Annotated in this window: 13 protein-coding genes and 1 pseudogene; 10 read left to right on the forward strand and 4 right to left on the reverse strand. The window is 69.9% G+C overall.

The features are described 5' to 3' along the window. Positions 1–23: 23 nt before the first annotated feature. Both ACQP2E_RS05950 and ACQP2E_RS05955 read left to right on the forward strand, forming a co-directional pair. Entirely contained in the window at positions 24–404 is a 381-nt protein-coding gene (locus ACQP2E_RS05950; RefSeq protein ID WP_433828854.1) for a hypothetical protein, read from the forward strand. Between the two features lie 29 nt (positions 405–433). Further along, the gene (locus ACQP2E_RS05955; protein WP_433828855.1) at positions 434–1,282 is read left to right on the forward strand and encodes a DegV family protein; all 849 of its coding nucleotides are present in this window, start codon (positions 434–436) and stop codon (positions 1,280–1,282) included. On the opposite strand, the gene ACQP2E_RS05960 is transcribed toward ACQP2E_RS05955, so the two are convergent. Together ACQP2E_RS05960 and ACQP2E_RS05965 are read right to left on the reverse strand one after the other, a co-directional pair. Further along, entirely contained in the window at positions 1,279–2,106 is an 828-nt protein-coding gene (locus tag ACQP2E_RS05960) for a hypothetical protein (protein WP_433828856.1), read from the reverse strand. The genes ACQP2E_RS05955 and ACQP2E_RS05960 overlap by 4 nt on opposite strands. Positions 2,107–2,125: 19 nt before the next feature. Further along, the gene (locus tag ACQP2E_RS05965) at positions 2,126–2,896 is read right to left on the reverse strand and encodes a putative protein N(5)-glutamine methyltransferase (RefSeq protein WP_433833788.1); all 771 of its coding nucleotides are present in this window, start codon (positions 2,894–2,896) and stop codon (positions 2,126–2,128) included. Positions 2,897–3,372: 476 nt separating this feature from the next. Between ACQP2E_RS05965 and ACQP2E_RS05970 the strand changes: the two genes are divergently transcribed. From ACQP2E_RS05970 to ACQP2E_RS05985, 4 genes and pseudogenes are all read left to right on the forward strand, one after another. Further along, positions 3,373–4,176, forward strand: a complete 804-nt coding sequence (locus ACQP2E_RS05970) for a ComEA family DNA-binding protein (RefSeq protein WP_433828857.1) — start codon at positions 3,373–3,375, stop codon at positions 4,174–4,176. Beyond that, positions 4,173–6,512: a ComEC/Rec2 family competence protein gene (locus ACQP2E_RS05975; RefSeq protein ID WP_433828858.1), complete on the forward strand. Its 2,340-nt coding sequence runs from the start codon at positions 4,173–4,175 to the stop codon at positions 6,510–6,512. Before ACQP2E_RS05970 ends, ACQP2E_RS05975 begins: the two co-directional genes overlap by 4 nt. Before the next feature lie 246 nt (positions 6,513–6,758). Continuing rightward, the gene (holA, locus tag ACQP2E_RS05980) at positions 6,759–7,730 is read left to right on the forward strand and encodes a DNA polymerase III subunit delta (RefSeq protein WP_433828859.1); all 972 of its coding nucleotides are present in this window, start codon (positions 6,759–6,761) and stop codon (positions 7,728–7,730) included. Then, positions 7,727–7,958: pseudogene (locus tag ACQP2E_RS05985) on the forward strand (hypothetical protein); the annotation flags it as partial. The gene holA and the pseudogene ACQP2E_RS05985, both read left to right, overlap by 4 nt. 2,609 nt (positions 7,959–10,567) lie before the next feature. Here ACQP2E_RS05985 and rpsT read toward each other — a convergent pair. Both rpsT and ACQP2E_RS05995 read right to left on the reverse strand, forming a co-directional pair. Continuing rightward, complete coding sequence (gene rpsT / locus ACQP2E_RS05990; RefSeq protein WP_111649109.1) at positions 10,568–10,834, reverse strand: 30S ribosomal protein S20; 267 nt, start codon at positions 10,832–10,834, stop codon at positions 10,568–10,570. 261 nt (positions 10,835–11,095) lie between these two features. After that, positions 11,096–12,073: a phosphotransferase family protein gene (locus tag ACQP2E_RS05995; RefSeq protein WP_433828860.1), complete on the reverse strand. Its 978-nt coding sequence runs from the start codon at positions 12,071–12,073 to the stop codon at positions 11,096–11,098. Between the two features lie 36 nt (positions 12,074–12,109). Between ACQP2E_RS05995 and ACQP2E_RS06000 the strand changes: the two genes are divergently transcribed. From ACQP2E_RS06000 to ACQP2E_RS06015, 4 genes are all read left to right on the forward strand, one after another. Continuing rightward, entirely contained in the window at positions 12,110–12,646 is a 537-nt protein-coding gene (locus ACQP2E_RS06000) for a DUF4240 domain-containing protein (protein WP_433828861.1), read from the forward strand. Between the two features lie 195 nt (positions 12,647–12,841). After that, complete coding sequence (locus tag ACQP2E_RS06005) at positions 12,842–13,600, forward strand: MOSC domain-containing protein (RefSeq protein ID WP_433828862.1); 759 nt, start codon at positions 12,842–12,844, stop codon at positions 13,598–13,600. 251 nt (positions 13,601–13,851) lie between these two features. After that, positions 13,852–15,732 (forward strand): translation elongation factor 4, encoded by a 1,881-nt coding sequence (gene lepA / locus ACQP2E_RS06010; protein ID WP_433828863.1) that lies wholly within the window; start codon positions 13,852–13,854, stop codon positions 15,730–15,732. An 81-nt stretch (positions 15,733–15,813) separates the two neighbouring features. Beyond that, positions 15,814–16,089 (forward strand): GlsB/YeaQ/YmgE family stress response membrane protein, encoded by a 276-nt coding sequence (locus tag ACQP2E_RS06015; RefSeq protein ID WP_111649104.1) that lies wholly within the window; start codon positions 15,814–15,816, stop codon positions 16,087–16,089. The last annotated feature ends 43 nt before the right edge of the window (positions 16,090–16,132 follow it).

A 16,132-nucleotide genomic window follows, 5' to 3' on the forward strand; every position in this document is an offset into this window, starting at 1 on the left:
GACTCCGGTAACGTCCAACAATCATGTTGATTCGTCGAAGCGTCGTCCCCGTCGCGCTGCTCCTGGCGCTTTCCGCCGGCTGCGCGAACAACACCGGGACCGAGACCGGCGCCCCCGCGCCGGCCTCCGCAACCCCTGAGTCGGCCACCACCGTCGAGCCCAGCGTTCCTGGCAAGCCGTCCGGTGACGGAGGCACGACCACGCTGACCGGCAAGATCACCGCAGGTGTCGAGCCCGGCTGTCTGCTGCTCGACGGCCACCTGCTGGTCTTCAGCGACGCCGCCCAGAAGGGTTCCGTCAAAGCGGGTGACCAGATCACCGTGACCGGCAAGTCCGAGCCGGACCTCATGACGACCTGCCAGCAGGGCGAGCCGTTCAAGGTCTCCTCCGTGGCCGCGGGCTGACCCTCACCTTCATCAAGTACCTTGCCTGCATGACCATCGCGGTAGTCACCGACTCCACCGCGTACCTGCCGGCCGAGTTGAGCGGCACGTATGACCTGACCATCGTGCCGCTCACCGTCGTCATCAACGGCTGGGACGGTCTTGAGGGCCTCGAGATCTCACCGGCCGAGGTCGCCCGCGTGCTCGGCACCCGCCGGGCCGCGGTCAGCACGTCACGCCCCGCTCCGTCGCAGTTCGTCACCGCGTACCGCCGGCTTCTCGATGCCGGCGCCGACGGTGTGGTTTCCATCCACATCTCCGCGAAACTCTCCGGCACCTACGAGGCTGCACAGCTGGCAGCGGCCGAGATCGGACCGCAGGTCCAGGTCGTCGACAGCGGAACAGCCGCGATGGGCCTGGGCTTTCCCGCCTTGGCGGCAGCCTCGGCGGCCGCCAAAAATCAAGACCTCGAGACGGTACGCGTAACCGCTGCCGATCACGCGTCGCGAGTGAGCACTTTCTTCTACGTCGACACGCTGGAGTTCCTCCGCCGGGGTGGCCGGATCGGCGCGGCATCAGCCCTGGTCGGCACGGCCCTGTCGGTGAAACCGATCCTGCACGTGGCGGACGGCGCCATCGTGGTCCGCGACAAGGTCCGCACCGCCGGCCGCGCGCTGACCCGGCTCGTCGACCTTGCCGTCGAGGCGGCCGGTGACGGCGAGGCCGACATCGCGGTGCATCACCTCGGCACACCGGATCGGGCGAGCGCTCTTGTCGACGCGATCAGCACGCGGCTGGGTGAGCGGATGCGGGACTGCTACCTCACCGAGGTCGGCGCGGTCGTGGCGGCGCACACCGGGCCGGGTCTGGCCGGGGTGGTCATCCACCGCCGGGCCTAGTGCTTGTTTTTGGAGCGTGCTGCCAGCAGCCGCTCGGCCCGGTCGGCCAGGTGGTGCAGCGGGTGCCCGGGCGGCGCGGGGTACGGCACCGTGCAGCCGTTCTCGTCGCTCACGTACGCCATCGGGCTCAGCGCCCGGGTGGACTCCATGAAGATCTGCTCCGCCTGCACGAACAGACCCGCCAGGTGGGCGCTGCCGTCCGCCGTCACCAGCAGGGTGCCCCGCTCCGGCGCGAACGCCACCGGCACTCCGCCGACCTGCCCCTCCAGCCGGGCCAGCCATCCCTCCAGAAGCAGGTGCGAGGTCCAGTACGCGTCGCCGTCGTCGACGAACCGCACCACCACCGGGCCGGTCGCCACCCCGTGCAGCACCGCGCCGGAGAGGTTGGACCGGGCTGCCGCGAAGACCCGATCGGCCGAGACGTCCCAGGCCGCCAGCTGGTCGGGAGTCACGTACGTCATGGTCTCCGGATGATCGACCACGACGAACTCGGAGAGAAACGGCAGCGCCGGCCTGCGCAGTGGCGCGCCAGGCGCGCCACCGCGCAGGACCGGGCGCAGCAGGGGCGCGGCAGCGCGCCAATCCGCGGGCAGGCCAGGGGTACGCAGAAGCCCGGCCACGAAGACGTCCAGTTGCCGCCGATTGATCCGGCGGGTCAGCAGTGGCCGCACCTGCAGTACCGTCGGCTCGGTGTCGCCGGGCGCGGTGAATCGGATCGTGAGGGTACGGCGTGACCAGCGCGCGTCCCGGGCGCCGCCGCGGCGCAACCGGCGGACCAGCCGGCGTGCCAGCCGGGCGCGGGTGATCCTTCGTAACAGGCCCACATCCGTCTCCCGAATGGCCCTATCGCGCCGGTACCGGCCGGGCGATGATCGCGTAGGCGTCGAGATCATCGTCGCTGGCCACGGTCGCCGTCAATCCATTCCCATCGGCGATCGCGATCGCGGCCGCCGACTGCGCCTCGGTGATCTCGGAAAGCAGCACCCCGCCGGGCGAGAGCCACTCCCGCGCCCGCTCCGCCACGGCCCGGAAGATCGCGAGGCCGTCGTCGCCGCCGTCCAGGGCGGTGTGTGGCTCGTGGTCGCGTGCCTCGGCCGGGAGGAAAGCGATGTGCCTGGTCGCGACGTAGGGGACGTTCGCGATCAGCACGTCGATGCGCCCGCGGAGATGGGCGGGCAGCGCGTCGTAGAGATCGCCCTGGTGGACGCCGGCTCGCAGGTTCTCTCGGGCGCAGGCCACCGCGACCGGATCCAGGTCGGCGGCGTGCAGGGTGATGTCCGGCAGCGTGTGGTGGACCGCCATGCCGAGCGCGCCCGAGCCGCAGCAGAGGTCGACGACGACGCTCTGCTGTTTCGCGCTTCTCAGCGCCAGACGCACGAGCAGCTCGCTGCGCATCCGGGGGACGAAGACGCCGGGGCGCAGGCGGACCCGCAAACCGCAGAAATCGGCATAGCCGACCACCTGTTCGAGTGGCTCACCGGCGACCCGGCGCTCGACCATCGCGTCCAGCGTCGCGGCATCGCCGGCGGCCTCGGTGAGAACGGCGGCCTCGTCCTCGGCGAAGACGCAGCCGGCGGCGCGCAGGCGGCTAACGGTTTCCGACGTCACTAGCAGGTTCCGGTCCCTTCCGGGAGTTGTCCACAATGCCGCGTCGTCCACAGGGGTGCGGGCGGACAGGTCGCGAACTTCCTAGGTTTCGGGCCGTGCGAGAGGCGAAGAATAGCGGTGAAGTCGTCGAGGCGCGGCTCCGGGCCGTCCTGCGACCGTCCCCGGCGCGCGTACCCGCAGCGAGCGGGCCGCTGAGCTGGTCGGACATCATTCCCGGCTGGGCGGAGGAGGATCTCGAACCCCCTTTCGGGCAACCGCCTCCCGGTGGCGAGCCGGCCCCGGGCGGCGACGGGCACGCAACCGGCTCGCCAAGCTTTCCCTCCGGAACAGCCTGGTCAACCCCACCGGGTGCGGCCTCACCCCGGGCTGAGCCGGGCGGCTATCCCTGGGATGGTCCGCTGCGACGGCCGGCGCCCGAACCGTCGTCCGATTCCCTCTATCGAGCCGGTCCCCAGCCTGCTCCAGATCCTCTCCCGCGGGCGATGCCCGGATCGCCCTCCTGGCCGGAATCCGAGGCGGCCGGGCCTGACCTGGCCGCCTATGCCTGGGAGGACCTGCGGGAGGCGCCGGAGCCTCCGCGTGGCGAGGAGCGGTTGAGCGGGGCCGGTGCGTTCGGTGGGGAGAAACGGTCCTGGGCGCAGGCCTTCGACCCGGGGCGGCCGGGTGTGCGCGCTCTTGCGGCCGTCGCCGTCGTGGTGGTGCTGGTCGCGGGGTTTCTGGCCTGGCGTTCCCGGCCGCGCGTGGACGATGTCGACATCCCGGTCCCACCCGCGTTCGCGTCGTCACCGCCTGAGGCCGGGGTGGAGCCGGCGCAGCCGGGGACCGGCTCGGTGGCCGCCGGCAGCGGGGCGGCCGCGGAGGTGGTGGTCGCTGTCGGTGGCAAGGTACGCAAACCGGGCCTCGTCCGGTTGCCGCCCGGAGCCAGGGTCGCGGACGCCATCGCCGGGGCCGGTGGGGCGGAACCCGGCGTCGACGTGGCCGCTCTCAACCTGGCCCGCAAGGTCACCGACGGTGAACTGATCATGGTGGGCGTGACGCCGCCACCGGGGACGGTCACGGTTCCCGGCGTCCATCCGCCCAGCGGATCCGGCGGCCCGCTGAACCTCAACACCGCCGATCTCGGTGACCTCGACGCACTGCCCGGAGTCGGTCCGGTGCTGGCACAGCGAATCCTCGACGCCCGGGATGCACAGGGCGGCTTCACATCGGTAGCCGACCTGCGCAAGGTCGACGGGATCGGCGACGCCCGCTACGAACAGCTCAAAGAACTGGTCACGGTCGGATGACTCCTACCGCTGAGCGCCGGATGCCGGATCTGCGCCTGGCCGGGTTCACCCTCGGCATCTGGCTCGCCTCGCTGGCCGCGCTGCACCTGCCGGCCCGGCAGGGCCTCCTCCTCGGCGCGGCCGGCCTGATCGCTTCCGGCGTCCTGTTGCTGCTCCGCTCACGGCTCCGGGCGGTGCGGTGGATCGCGGTGGCGGTGGTGCTGGGGACGGGGTGCGGGGCGGTCTCCACTGCTGCCCGGCTGTCGGTGCGTGAGGCGCCCGCTCTCGTCGCGCTCCTGGAGTCCGGCGAACCCGTGGAAGTGGAACTCGTCGTCCGGGACGATCCGCGGCTGTTGCCGGGCGGTGCTGGGCCGCCGACGTATCTGGTGGCGGTCGAACTCCGTACCGTCAAGGCCGTCGAGGCCGCGCCTGTCCGCCTGGCCGCACGCGCGCTGGTTCTCGGCTCCGATCCGGGCTGGCGGGGGCTGCTTCCGGGGCAGCGGGTGATCACTGTCGGACGGCTGATGCCGCCGCGGCCCGGTGACCTGCGGGCGGCCGTGATCTCCGCGCGCAAGCCGCCGGTGCCGCAGGGCAGGTCGTCGTGGGCGCAGCGGGGTGCCGGCGTGCTGCGGGCCGGGCTTCAGCGGGCCTGCGAGCCGTTGCCGGACAAACCCGGCGGCCTGCTACCCGGCCTGGTCGTCGGTGACACGAGCCGGTTGGATCCGGCGTTGGAGGAGGACTTCCGGACTACCGGAATGACGCATTTGACCGCTGTGTCCGGTACGAACGTCGCGATTCTGATCGGCGTTGTGCTCTTTCTGGTGCGCCGTACCCGAGCCGGGCCGCTTCTCTGCGCGGCCGTGTGCGCCGTCGCACTTGTCGGTTTCGTGCTGCTGGCCCGGCCGTCGCCGAGTGTGGTCCGGGCCGGCGCGATGGGCGCGATCGGTCTTCTGGCGCTCGCGTCCGGACGGCAGCGGGCTGCCGTGCCCGCGCTCGCGGCGGCGGCCGCTGTCCTGCTCGCCACCGACCCGGAACTCGCCGCCGACGCCGGTTTCGCCCTCTCCGTGCTGGCCACCGCGGGTCTGCTCCTGCTCGCGCCGGTGTGGCGGGACGGCCTGCGGCGGCGCGGCTGCCCGGCCGGTGTCGCCGAGGCCCTCGCGGTGCCGGCCGCCGCGCAGGTGGCGTGCGGCCCGGTGGTCACCGCGCTGTCCGGGACGATCAGCCTCATCTCGGTACCCGCCAACCTCCTGGCGGTGCCGGCCATCGCCCCGGCCACGCTCGCCGGGGTCGCGGCAGCGGTGATCTCACCGTTCTGGCCGGCCGGCGCCGAGTTCCTCGCCTGGATCGGGCACTGGCCGACCGCCTGGCTCGTGCTCGTGGCACACAACGGCGCCCGGGTGCCGTCGGGTGCCCTGCCCTGGCCCGGCGGCGCCACCGGTGGCCTGCTGCTCGCGGTGGTCACGGTGGCGTTCCTGGTCGCGGCCCGCAAGGCCGTTGTCCGCAGGCTCGCCGCGATCGTCGCGCTGGGCGCGATGCTAGGAGCCCTTCCGGTACGCCTGCTCGCCTCCGGCTGGCCGCCACCGCAATGGCTGGTCGTGGCGTGCGCGGTCGGGCAGGGTGACGCCGTGGTGCTCCCGGCGGGCGCCGGCCGGGCGGTGGTCGTCGACGCCGGGCCGGAACCGGACGCGGTCGACAGGTGCCTGCGACGGCTCGGCGTACGCGAGGTCGTGCTGCTCGCGGTCAGCCATTTCCACGCCGACCACATCGGCGGGGTGAGCGGGGTGTTCCGCGACCGCCGGGTGAACGCGGTGATCGGCCCGGACTGGCCGGAACCCGCCGCCGGCCGGTCCGCCGTGGAGTCGGCGGCCGGCCAGGCCGGTGTGGCGCTGCGTGCGGCCGGGCCGGGCTGGACCTGGACGATCGGCGAGCTGCGTCTCGACGTGCTCGGCCCCGCCGCGCCGTTGCGCGGCACCAACTCCGACCCGAACAACAACTCGCTGATCCTGCGGGCCGTGGTCAGTGGGCGCAGCGTGCTGCTGCTCGGCGACGCGGAGACCGAGCAGCAGGACGATCTGGTGAGCCGGTTCGGCCCGGCCGGTCTGCGCGCGGACGTGCTCAAGGTCGCCCACCACGGCAGCGCCCTGCAGTCGGTCGAACTGCTGGACGCGGTGGATCCGGCGGTGGCGCTGGTCTCGGCGGGGCGGGACAACGATTACGGGCACCCGAACGGGCCGCTGCTGAGTCTGCTGGTCCGGGACGGTGCGCGCGTTCTGCGTACCGATGAAATGGGTGACGTCGCCGCGGTGGCCGCGCCCGGCGGGTTGGCGGTCGCCGCGCGCGGCGACCCTCCCGCGTGATCATCAGATCGGGTACGCATGACGACACGCCCGGCGCGGGGATGCATTTTCGCGGACATCACGGATGATAGTGCTCAATAACGGACGAAACACCACGGAAGAGTCATGGGCCGATTCGGCCTGGGCAGCCGACTGTACGGGCGGCGATTCATCTTTGACTGCCGATATGTCTGGTTTCGCGTTCGGTGATCGGCGTTGATGCGCGAAGGAGTGAGCCGCGCTGACTTGTCGGTGGCGCGTGCGACGATGTTGAGCGTGAATTCCGCTTTGCTGCTCGTCCACGGTGATGAGGAGCTGCTCGCCGCCCGCGCCATCGCCGCGGCGGTTGACGCTGCCCGAGCCGCCGACCCCGGCGCCGACGTCCGGGAATATGAAGCGGGAGCTCTGGCCGCCGGCGAGGTCGCCGAGATGCTGAGCCCGTCACTCTTCGGAGGCCGCCGGGTGCTTGTGATCAAAAGCGGACAAGACGCGCGCAAAGATCTGACAACAGCCCTTCTTGCGTACGCGAGGAACCCCGACCCGGACGTGACCTTGATCGTCGCCCACGTGGGCGGTGCCAAGGGCAAGGCGTTCGCCGACGGTCTGCGGGCCGCCGGTGCCGAGGTGGTGCCCGCGGCAAAGCTGAAAGGTGACCGCGAGCGGATCGCCTTCGTCCGGGACGAGTTCCGCGGCAACGGCGCCCGGTGTGACGAGGCGGCCGCGTCCGCGCTGCTCGCCGCGGTCGGCAACGACCTGCGCGAGATCGCCGCGGCCTGCTCCCAGCTGCTCGCCGACACCGACGGCAAGATCAGCGAAGCGGTGGTGGCGCGTTACTACAAGGGCCGCGCCGAGGTCAGCGGCTTCACGGTGGCCGACGCCGCGATGGTCGGTGATCTGCCCGGCGCGCTCGAAGCATTGCGCTGGGCGCTGCACGTCGGCGTCGACCCGGTGCCGATCGCGGACGCTCTCGCCGACGGCGTGCGGACCGTGGCGCGGGTGGCCTCGGCCGGTCGCGGCAACCCCTACCAGCTGGCGAGCACATTGGGCATGCCGGCGTGGAAGATCCAGCGGGCGCAGGAGCGCAGCCGCGGCTGGACCCCCGACGGTCTGATCGACGCCATGCGTGCCGCCGCGGATTGCAACGCGGCGGTCAAGGGCGGCGCGGAAGACCGCGGTTACGCGCTAGAGCAAGCGGTCTTCGCAGTGGCGGCGGCCCGGCGGAACGGTGGTGCTCGGTGACCAGGACGGTTCGATCAAGGCGGGCGGAAATCGCCAACCAGCCTCTGTACGCGAGGACGCTGCGCCTGCGCCACCTCGCCCCGAGTGGCCTGCTCTGCTTCGTCTTCCTGGAAGGCGCGGTGGTGCTCGGCATCCTGCTGGCCCTCGCCGAGCTGGTCAGCTGGTGGGGCGTCCTGGTGCTGCCGATCACCGTGGCGCTGATGGTCAAGTTCAACGACCTGATCGCCGGAGCGCTGACCCACCAGCACATGGTGGCCGACCCGACACCGGTCCGCGCTTCGGTGCTGCGCTCAGCCGCCATGCCGGACTCCAGTTTCGGGCCCGACGACTCCGCTTTCAGCCAGGCGCAGACCCAGATCACCGGGGCCGCTTTCAGCCAGGCGCAGACCCAGATCACCGGGGCCGCTTTCAATCAGGCGCAGACCCAGATCACCGGGGCCGCGCCGGCCGTGGAGCCGCGGATGACCGGCCCGGGCTTCGGCTTCGCGTCCAGCGGCTCCGAGCAGGCTGGCGCGCTGTTCGGTTTCCCGGGCTCCGAGCAGAACTCAAGGCAGTTCAGCCCGGCCGACCACGAACAGCCCGCATCGATTTTCAGCGGCTACGGCCCCGCGCAGCCGGGTTACGGATCGGTGGGTGCGGACCAGGCTGACTACGGCTCGGTGGGTGCGGATCAGGCTGGCTATGGCTCGGTGGGTGCGGATCAGGCTGGTTATGAGATCGCCGGCGCGGAGCAGCGCGGTTACGGCTTCGCGGGCTCCGGCCAGCCCGGTCATGTCCAGGGCGGCGGCGCGGTGTTCGGCCTCTTCGGCGCCGGGCAGGCGTCGGGTGGCTTCGGGCCGGTTCAGGGTGGTCTCCGGCAGAGCGCGGGTGGCTTTGATCAGGTGCCGGGCGGGTTCGGGCAGGTGCCCGGCGGGTTGGGGCAGGCGTCGGGCGGGTTGGGGCAGACGCCGAGCGGGTTCGGGCAGGTGCCGGGCGGGTTCGGCTATGCCGGTGCGAATGCGGGCGACGGTTACGGCGAGCCCGGATGCCCGGCAGGCCAGAACGGCTACGGCCCGGCGGCGAACTACGTGCACGCCGACGACCAGTCCCGTCCGGGCGTACCCGCCGTTGGCGCCCCGGCGCGGCGACAGTGGGCAGACCAACTCGACGTCAGGCAGCAGATGGCCCGCCAGGCCGCAGCCCGCCGCTACGAGTAAGCGGTGGTCCGTCGCTACCGGTAAGCGGTGGTCCGTCGCTACGGGTAAGCGGTGGTCCGTCGCTACGGGTAAGCAGCCGACAGCACCACACGAGCCCGGCGACCGGCAAGGTCCCGGGCTCGCGTGCACCCCAGAGCCGCGTAGGCGGCGGGCTGCCTTACGCGCTGGGTAGGCCTACACGGCGGCAGGTTGGCTGGCGCGGCGGGTTGGCTTACGCGTTGGGGTTGGCTTGCGCGTTGGGTTGGCTTGGGTGGGGCTTCGATTACCTGGCGGGCTCGTTCGCGCGGTTCCTGTCCGCGGTGCCGTCCGCGTCGGCCCCGTGCAGATCTTGGCGAGTTCGGGTCGCTTGAGTTTCGTCATGCGGCGGGCCGGTTCGGGTTCGGGCGGGGTGGCAGCGCTCGCTGCGAGGCGTTGCCGCAGATCTTGTGCGGTTCAGTCGTCCCGTCGACCGCGAACTCACAACTTCCCCGTGGCCGCCGGTGTGGGTGGTCGTCTTGGGGTGTATCGCGAGGTCCCCGGATGACGCGTTGTCACCACGATGGTGGAATGTGGTGGCTTTGTGGAGACCGGCGGGGGTCGGAGCACCCATAGGTCTCCAAGATCGAGCCTGGTTGCGGGCAGCATCCCGCCTGGCCCTCACCGCTTGTGACGATTCGGCGGAACGAGTGCACCGGCCTGCAGATCCGTGCTCCGGGGACGCTGCGGGCGGTCTGCCGGGACGCGAGCACACAGAAGGGGGCCACCAGCGGTGATGAGGTCTCACCTAGTGCATGTGTGAGCTCCCATCCCGGCCCTGGAGTTGATGAAGCCGCACAGAGTCATTGCGTGCGACCCCGTCCAGCCAATCGCGACGTAGCGTGCGGCCGTGTCCCTGCTCGGTGTCGGATTACGCAGCTCCAGCACCTCGACTGGCTGCCCAGGAGGGCAGCGATTGCCGCACGCGAACATCTGCCCGGCAGCGATGGGCGCACGCGGATGGGTCACTTATGTGTGTGTTCACCGCCGCGGCCTCGCCTGCAGCCCCGGCCTCGGCCTTGGGAGGGCGCGGGAGGGTTTGACTGGATCGGGAGGTGGAGGTGCCGCCTGGATCGGGAGGGCGCGGGAGGGTTCGACTGTATTGGGAGGGCGCGGGAGGGTTTGACTGGATTGGGAGGTGGAGGTGCTGCCTGGATCGAGGGTGCGTGGGGGGTTCGACTGGAGGCCTATTGCGATCGGAGTTCAGCCGGCGCTCGGCAGCCGCACGTCTTTACGTGCCTTCCGCTTCCGATCTTGGCGACTTTCCCGAAGCGGGTGCGGGGAAGTTCACAAGATCGGAAAGCCATCGTCGATCTTGTTGACTCCCGCGATGTCGGCTTGATGCGAGATCGGCAGGCAGGACCCGTGGTGGGCATCATCGAGCGGCGATGGCTCGGACGCCGTCCGCGAAAGCTCTCCGCATCTGGAGGCGGAGGCATTGACTGGATTCGGGGCTGCTGGAGGTGGGTCGGACTGGCTGGAGGCGGGTGGCTTTGGGCGTACCCGGGCATGGCGAAAGCCGGTCACCCTTGAAGGGTGACCGGCTTCGCAAAGCTTGCCCACCGCCAAGTGGGCGTTGTCACTGGCCGCTTCCGTGCGGCCGTGACCTGATCCGGAACGAGAGGATCAGGCGGACAGCGAGGCGATCTTCTTAGCGATGGCCGACTTGCGGTTGGCCGCCTGGTTCTTGTGGATGACGCCCTTGCTGACAGCCTTGTCGAGCTGACGCGAAGCGGCACGCAGCAGCGCGGTGGCCGACTCGGTGTTGCCCGAGTCACTCGCCTCGTGCAGCTTGCGGATCACGGTCTTCAGCGAAGACTTGACCGACTTGTTGCGCAGACGGGCCTTCTCGTTCTGCCGGTTGCGCTTGATCTGGGACTTGATGTTCGCCACGCGACAGCCTTGTCCTGACTAGGTTCGGAAACGGTCTCACGCGGTGGTCCACCTCTGTCGACTGCTGTTGGCAGCTGACAACACCGTGTCACCACACGCGAGGTTCGAGACTACCAGCACCCCTGCGAGCCGCCAAAACGGCTCCGAAACAAGCTCCGGAAACAAGCTCCGAAACAAGCTCCGGAAACAAGCTCCGAAACAAGCTCCGGAAACAAGCTCCGGAAACAAGCTCCGGAAACAAGCTCCGGAAACAGGCTCTGATCACGGTGATGGCCAGCCACGGCGTTCGGCCAGCCAGGCCAGGGCTTGAGTGCCGCTGAAACGCTGGTGCTGGCGGCTGTGCGGCGAGGCGCTGCTGGGGCCGTCGGCGGCGCGCACCAGCCAGTACCCGGCGAGCGCGGCCAGAGCGCCGTCCACGCCGCCCGGGGGCGGGTTCCAGGGGCGAAGGTACGCGTCCACGTCCAAACCACTTGCGTACGCGCTGACCAGCAGCGTGACCGTGTCGTACCAGGGTGCGCCGAGGCAGGGCCAGGTCCAGTCGCAGAGCCAGGCCGCGCCGGATTTGTCGATCATGACGTTGTCGACGCGCAGGTCGCCGTGGCACATGCCGGTGCCCGCGGCCAGGGCCGGGAGGGCGCGTTCGAGGGCGGCCAGCTCGCGCAGCCGGGAGGGGGCGATCGTTCCGCTGGCGGTTGATGGCATCCGCTCGTGACCGGATTCGATCAGCGACCACCAGGACATCTCGGTGCGCAGGATCTCCGGGAGATGCGGGAGTCCGTTCAGTGCGGGTGGCGGTGTGGACAGGGCCGCGGCGGCTGTGGACCACGCTTCCAGGGCGGCTTCCACGTGGGGCCTGCTCCACGGCAGTGATGGGATCCGGCCGTTGATCGCGTCCAGGGCCAGGGCGTACCAGCCGGACTCGGCCAGGGTCCAGCGCGGCCGGGCGGCCCTGACCGAATCCGGCAAGGCGTGGGTGATGGCCGCCTCCCTGGCGTACCACTCGGACGTCGGTTCGCGCAGCGGCGCCGCCTTCACGAACGTGCTGCTGCCGGCCTCGGTGGTGAGGACCGCGGCGAACGCCCGGGTGAATCCGCCGCCTGCGCTTCGCGCGGCGACAACCGGCGAGCCGAGGCGCAGGCTGATCGCTTCACGCACTCTCCGCGGCAGGTCACGCCATTCAGGGCGTACGGAAGTAGCGTCGTACGGTACGTCAGGAAGCGTGACCGGCCGGATCTCCATCTGTGGATTGTCATACCGGGCTGCGAGGATCCAGGTATGAGAACCGACGATTTCTGGGCGGTCGTCGACCGCGCCACCGCGGAGCGGCCCGCCTCACCGGCCGATGTGGCTGAGCGGGCCGTCGCCGACCTGGCCACGCACGACCCCGAGGAGATCGTCGCCTGGGGCCGCCACCTCGACAAGGTGCTCGTCGCCTCCGGCAAGGAGGACCTCTGGGCCGCCGCCTACCTGATCAACGGCGGGTGCACCGAGGAGGGCTTCGACAATTTCCGGGGCTGGCTCGTCGCGCACGGGCGTAAGGCGGTCGCCGCCTCGGTCCAGTCGCCTGACGTGCTGGCCGGCATGCCTGCGGTGCGTGCCGCCGCGGAGAGCGGCGCTGTCTTCGAGGCTGAGGAGGTGCTGACCATCGCCGCCCGGGCCTATGAGCAAGCGACAGGCAAGCCGCTGGCCGCCGACGAGGAGCGGCCCCGCATCCGCCCGGAGGTCAACGACCTGTGGGACTTCGACAACGAGGACGAGATGCGCCGCCGCCTGCCCAGGCTGTCCGAGTTGTTCCTAGAGCCGCCAGACTGACGAGCCGCCAGACTGACGAGCCGCCAGACTGACGAGCCGCCAGACTGACGAGCCGCCAGACTGACGAGCGGCCGCACTGACGAGCGGCCAGGCTCAGGGCCGCCGGACTGAGGAGCCCTCCGGCTGATGAGCCCGGGCTGACGGGCCGTTGGATCGGGGCTTAAAACGGTTGCCGGGTTCGGCAGACTCGATGGCATGAGCGCTGAGCATGGGACTGTCGCCGCCGTCAGCCGTAACGACGCCTACACCTTCACCAAGCCGAACCGGGATGAGATCGTGCTGGTCGCCGGCTTCGGCGTGGAGGGTGACATCCACGCCGGGGTGAACGTGCGGCACCGCGGCCGGGTGGCACTTGACCCGACGCAGCCGAACCTGCGACAGGTCCACCTGATCCACGCGGAGCTTTTCGAGGAGGTGGCGGGGAAAGGTTACGAGGTTCCGGCCGGTGGGCTGGGGGAGAACGTGACCACCAGCGGCCTGGACCTGCTTGGCCTGCCGCGAGGAACGATCCTGCGCTTCGGGAAATCGGTCGAAGGCGGAGCCAAGGAATCGGTCGAAGGCGGAACCAAGGAATCGGTCGAAGGCGGAACCAAAGCCGGGGAAACCGATGAGAACCCCGTCGGCCTGGTTCTCGCCGCCGCCGAGGCAGCGACGCTCGACCCGGCCACCGCGCGGGCTGCCGACGCTGTCGCTGAGGCCGTCCGCCGTGATGCGGACGGCGGTGAGGATGCCCGGCCCGCGATCGTCCTGGCCGGGTTGCGTAACCCGTGCGCGCAGATCAACGGGTTCCGGCCCGGCCTGCTCAAGGAGGTCATCGGGCAGGACGAGCGGGGCGACGTGGTTCGTAAGGCGGGCGTCATGGCGGTGGTGCTGCGAGGCGGCCCGGTCCGGCCAGGCGATCTGGTCACGGTCGAGCTGCCGCCGTCGCCGCACGCCGCCCTCGAAAAGATCTGACCCGGCCAAGCCAGGCCCGCGAGGAAAAGATCAAGCCGGGCCGCGAAGAAAGATCAAGCCGGGCGCTCGAAGAAAAGATCAAGTCGGGCGCTCGTAGAAAAGATCTGACCGGGACGAGCCGGGCGCTCGATCGGGTGTGCTCCGACCGCTCCTCGCGGACGTGGGACGATAGGGGCGCCGACTCTGTTCCTCGGCATGACCCACACCGCGACAAGAACGCGTGACCCTCACCGCGACAAGAACGGAAGACCGTGCCTGGACCGCTCGACCCCGGCGTGAACGTGATCGGATCGACCGATCCCGGCCGCATCCGCAACTTCTGCATCATCGCTCACATCGACCACGGCAAGTCGACCCTGGCCGACCGGATGCTGCAGATCACCGGGGTGGTCGACCCACGCCAGATGCGCGCTCAGTACCTGGACCGGATGGACATCGAGCGCGAACGCGGCATCACCATCAAGTCGCAGGCCGTGCGGATGCCCTGGACCGTCCGGGAGGGCGACCGCAAGGGCGAGACCGCCGTCCTCAACATGATCGACACCCCTGGGCACGTCGACTTCACCTATGAGGTGTCCCGCAGCCTCGCCGCCTGTGAGGGCGCGATCCTGCTTGTCGACGCCGCACAGGGGATCGAGGCGCAGACCCTCGCCAACCTGTACCTGGCGATGGAGAACGACCTCCGCATCATCCCGGTGCTCAACAAGATCGACCTGCCGGCGGCGCAGCCGGAGAAGTACGGCGAGGAACTCGCCAAGCTGATCGGCTGCGACCCGGCGGACGTGCTGCGTGTCTCGGGTAAGACCGGTGTCGGCGTCGATCACCTGCTCGACGTGGTGGTCCGGGAACTCGCGCCCCCGGTCGGCGACGCTGACGCACCGGCCCGCGCGATGATCTTCGACTCGGTCTACGACGTCTATCGCGGCGTGGTCACCTACGTGCGTGTGATCGACGGCCGGATCGAGGCCCGCGACAAGATCAAGATGATGTCCACCGGAGCGGTGCACGAGCTGCTGGAGATCGGTGTCGTCTCGCCCGAGATGGAGAAGGCCCAGGCGCTCGGCGTCGGCGAGGTCGGCTACCTGATCACCGGCGTGAAGGACGTCCGACAGTCCCGGGTCGGTGACACCGTCACCCGCAACCTCCGGCCGGCGAAGGACGCCCTCGGCGGTTACAAGGACCCGAAGCCGATGGTCTACTCGGGCCTCTACCCGATCGACGGCTCGGATTACCCGGCGCTGCGCGACGCGCTCGACAAGCTCCAGCTGAACGACGCGGCGCTCACCTACGAGCCGGAGACCTCGGCGGCACTCGGTTTCGGCTTCCGTGTCGGATACCTGGGCCTGCTGCACCTGGAGATCATCGGCGAGCGCCTGGAGCGGGAGTTCGGCCTCGACCTGATCTCGACCGCGCCGAACGTGGTCTACCAGGTGATGACCGAGGACACCGAACTCAAGACGGTGACGAACCCGAGCGAGTTCCCGGCCGGCAAGATCGCTGAGATCCACGAGCCGGTGGTGCGTGCCACCGTCCTGGTGCCGAACGAGTACGTCGGCGCCGTCATGGAGCTGTGCCAGAGCCGCCGCGGCATCATGCTCGGCATGGAGTACCTGTCCACCGAACGAGTGGAACTCCGGTACACCCTGCCCCTCGCGGAGATCATCTTCGACTTCTTCGATCAGCTGAAGAGCAAGACCAAGGGGTACGCGTCCCTGGACTACGAGCCCTCCGGCGAACAGACGGCCGATCTGGTCAAGGTGGACATCCTGCTGCACGGTGAGCCGGTGGACGCGTTCAGCGCGATCGTGCACAAGGACAAGGCCTACGCGTACGGCACGTCGATCGCCGCCAAGCTGCAGAAACTGATCCCGAGGCAGCAGTTCGAGGTGCCGATCCAGGCCGCCATCGGCAGCCGGATCATCGCCCGCGAGACGATCCGCGCGATCCGCAAGGACGTGCTGGCGAAGTGCTACGGCGGTGACATCAGCCGGAAGCGCAAGCTGCTGGAGAAGCAGAAGGAAGGCAAGAAGCGCATGAAGATGGTCGGCCGGGTGGAGGTTCCGCAGGAAGCCTTCATCGCCGCGCTGTCCACATCCGAGGGCGCGGACACCAAGGGATCAACGAAAAAATAAAAGCGGTTTGGTTTCTCGGGGGGTCGGGAACTCTGGGGCTCGACGGACGCAACAAATGCTCCACCCCCCGAGGAGGAACCAATGACTGTTACCGGAATCATCACCGCCCTGATCGTCGGTCTGATCATCGGCGCGCTGGGCCGTCTCGTGGTCCCCGGCAAGCAGAACATTCCGCTCTGGCTCACGCTGGTCGTCGGTGTTGTCGCAGCGCTGCTCGGCACCGTGATCGCCCGCGCCACCGGTGTTGCTGACACCGCCGGTTTCGACTGGATCGAGTTCTTCTTCCAGGTCGTCCTCGCCGCCATCGGTGTCGCGCTGGTCGCCGGTGTCGGTGGCCGTCGTCGCCTGACCCGATAAGGCACAGCACCACCAGCAACACCCAAAGGCTTGAATGCCGGAC

This window comes from Actinoplanes sp. CA-015351 (assembly GCF_050955685.1).
Lineage (GTDB): Bacteria > Actinomycetota > Actinomycetes > Mycobacteriales > Micromonosporaceae > Actinoplanes.

Bases quoted from the DNA above. Each gene is read 5' to 3' on its own strand.
- ACQP2E_RS05970 (WP_433828857.1), top strand. From the start codon at position 3,373: ATGCCCGGATCGCCCTCCTGGCCGGAATCCGAGGCGGCCGGGCCTGAC.
- ACQP2E_RS05975 (WP_433828858.1), top strand. From the start codon at position 4,173: ATGACTCCTACCGCTGAGCGCCGGATGCCGGATCTGCGCCTGGCCGGG.
- ACQP2E_RS06005 (WP_433828862.1), top strand. From the start codon at position 12,842: ATGAGCGCTGAGCATGGGACTGTCGCCGCCGTCAGCCGTAACGACGCC.
- holA (WP_433828859.1), top strand. From the start codon at position 6,759: ATGTTGAGCGTGAATTCCGCTTTGCTGCTCGTCCACGGTGATGAGGAG.
- ACQP2E_RS05955 (WP_433828855.1), top strand. From the start codon at position 434: ATGACCATCGCGGTAGTCACCGACTCCACCGCGTACCTGCCGGCCGAG.
- ACQP2E_RS05995 (WP_433828860.1), bottom strand. From the start codon at position 12,073: ATGGAGATCCGGCCGGTCACGCTTCCTGACGTACCGTACGACGCTACT.
- ACQP2E_RS06015 (WP_111649104.1), top strand. From the start codon at position 15,814: ATGACTGTTACCGGAATCATCACCGCCCTGATCGTCGGTCTGATCATC.
- ACQP2E_RS06000 (WP_433828861.1), top strand. From the start codon at position 12,110: ATGAGAACCGACGATTTCTGGGCGGTCGTCGACCGCGCCACCGCGGAG.
- ACQP2E_RS05950 (WP_433828854.1), top strand. From the start codon at position 24: ATGTTGATTCGTCGAAGCGTCGTCCCCGTCGCGCTGCTCCTGGCGCTT.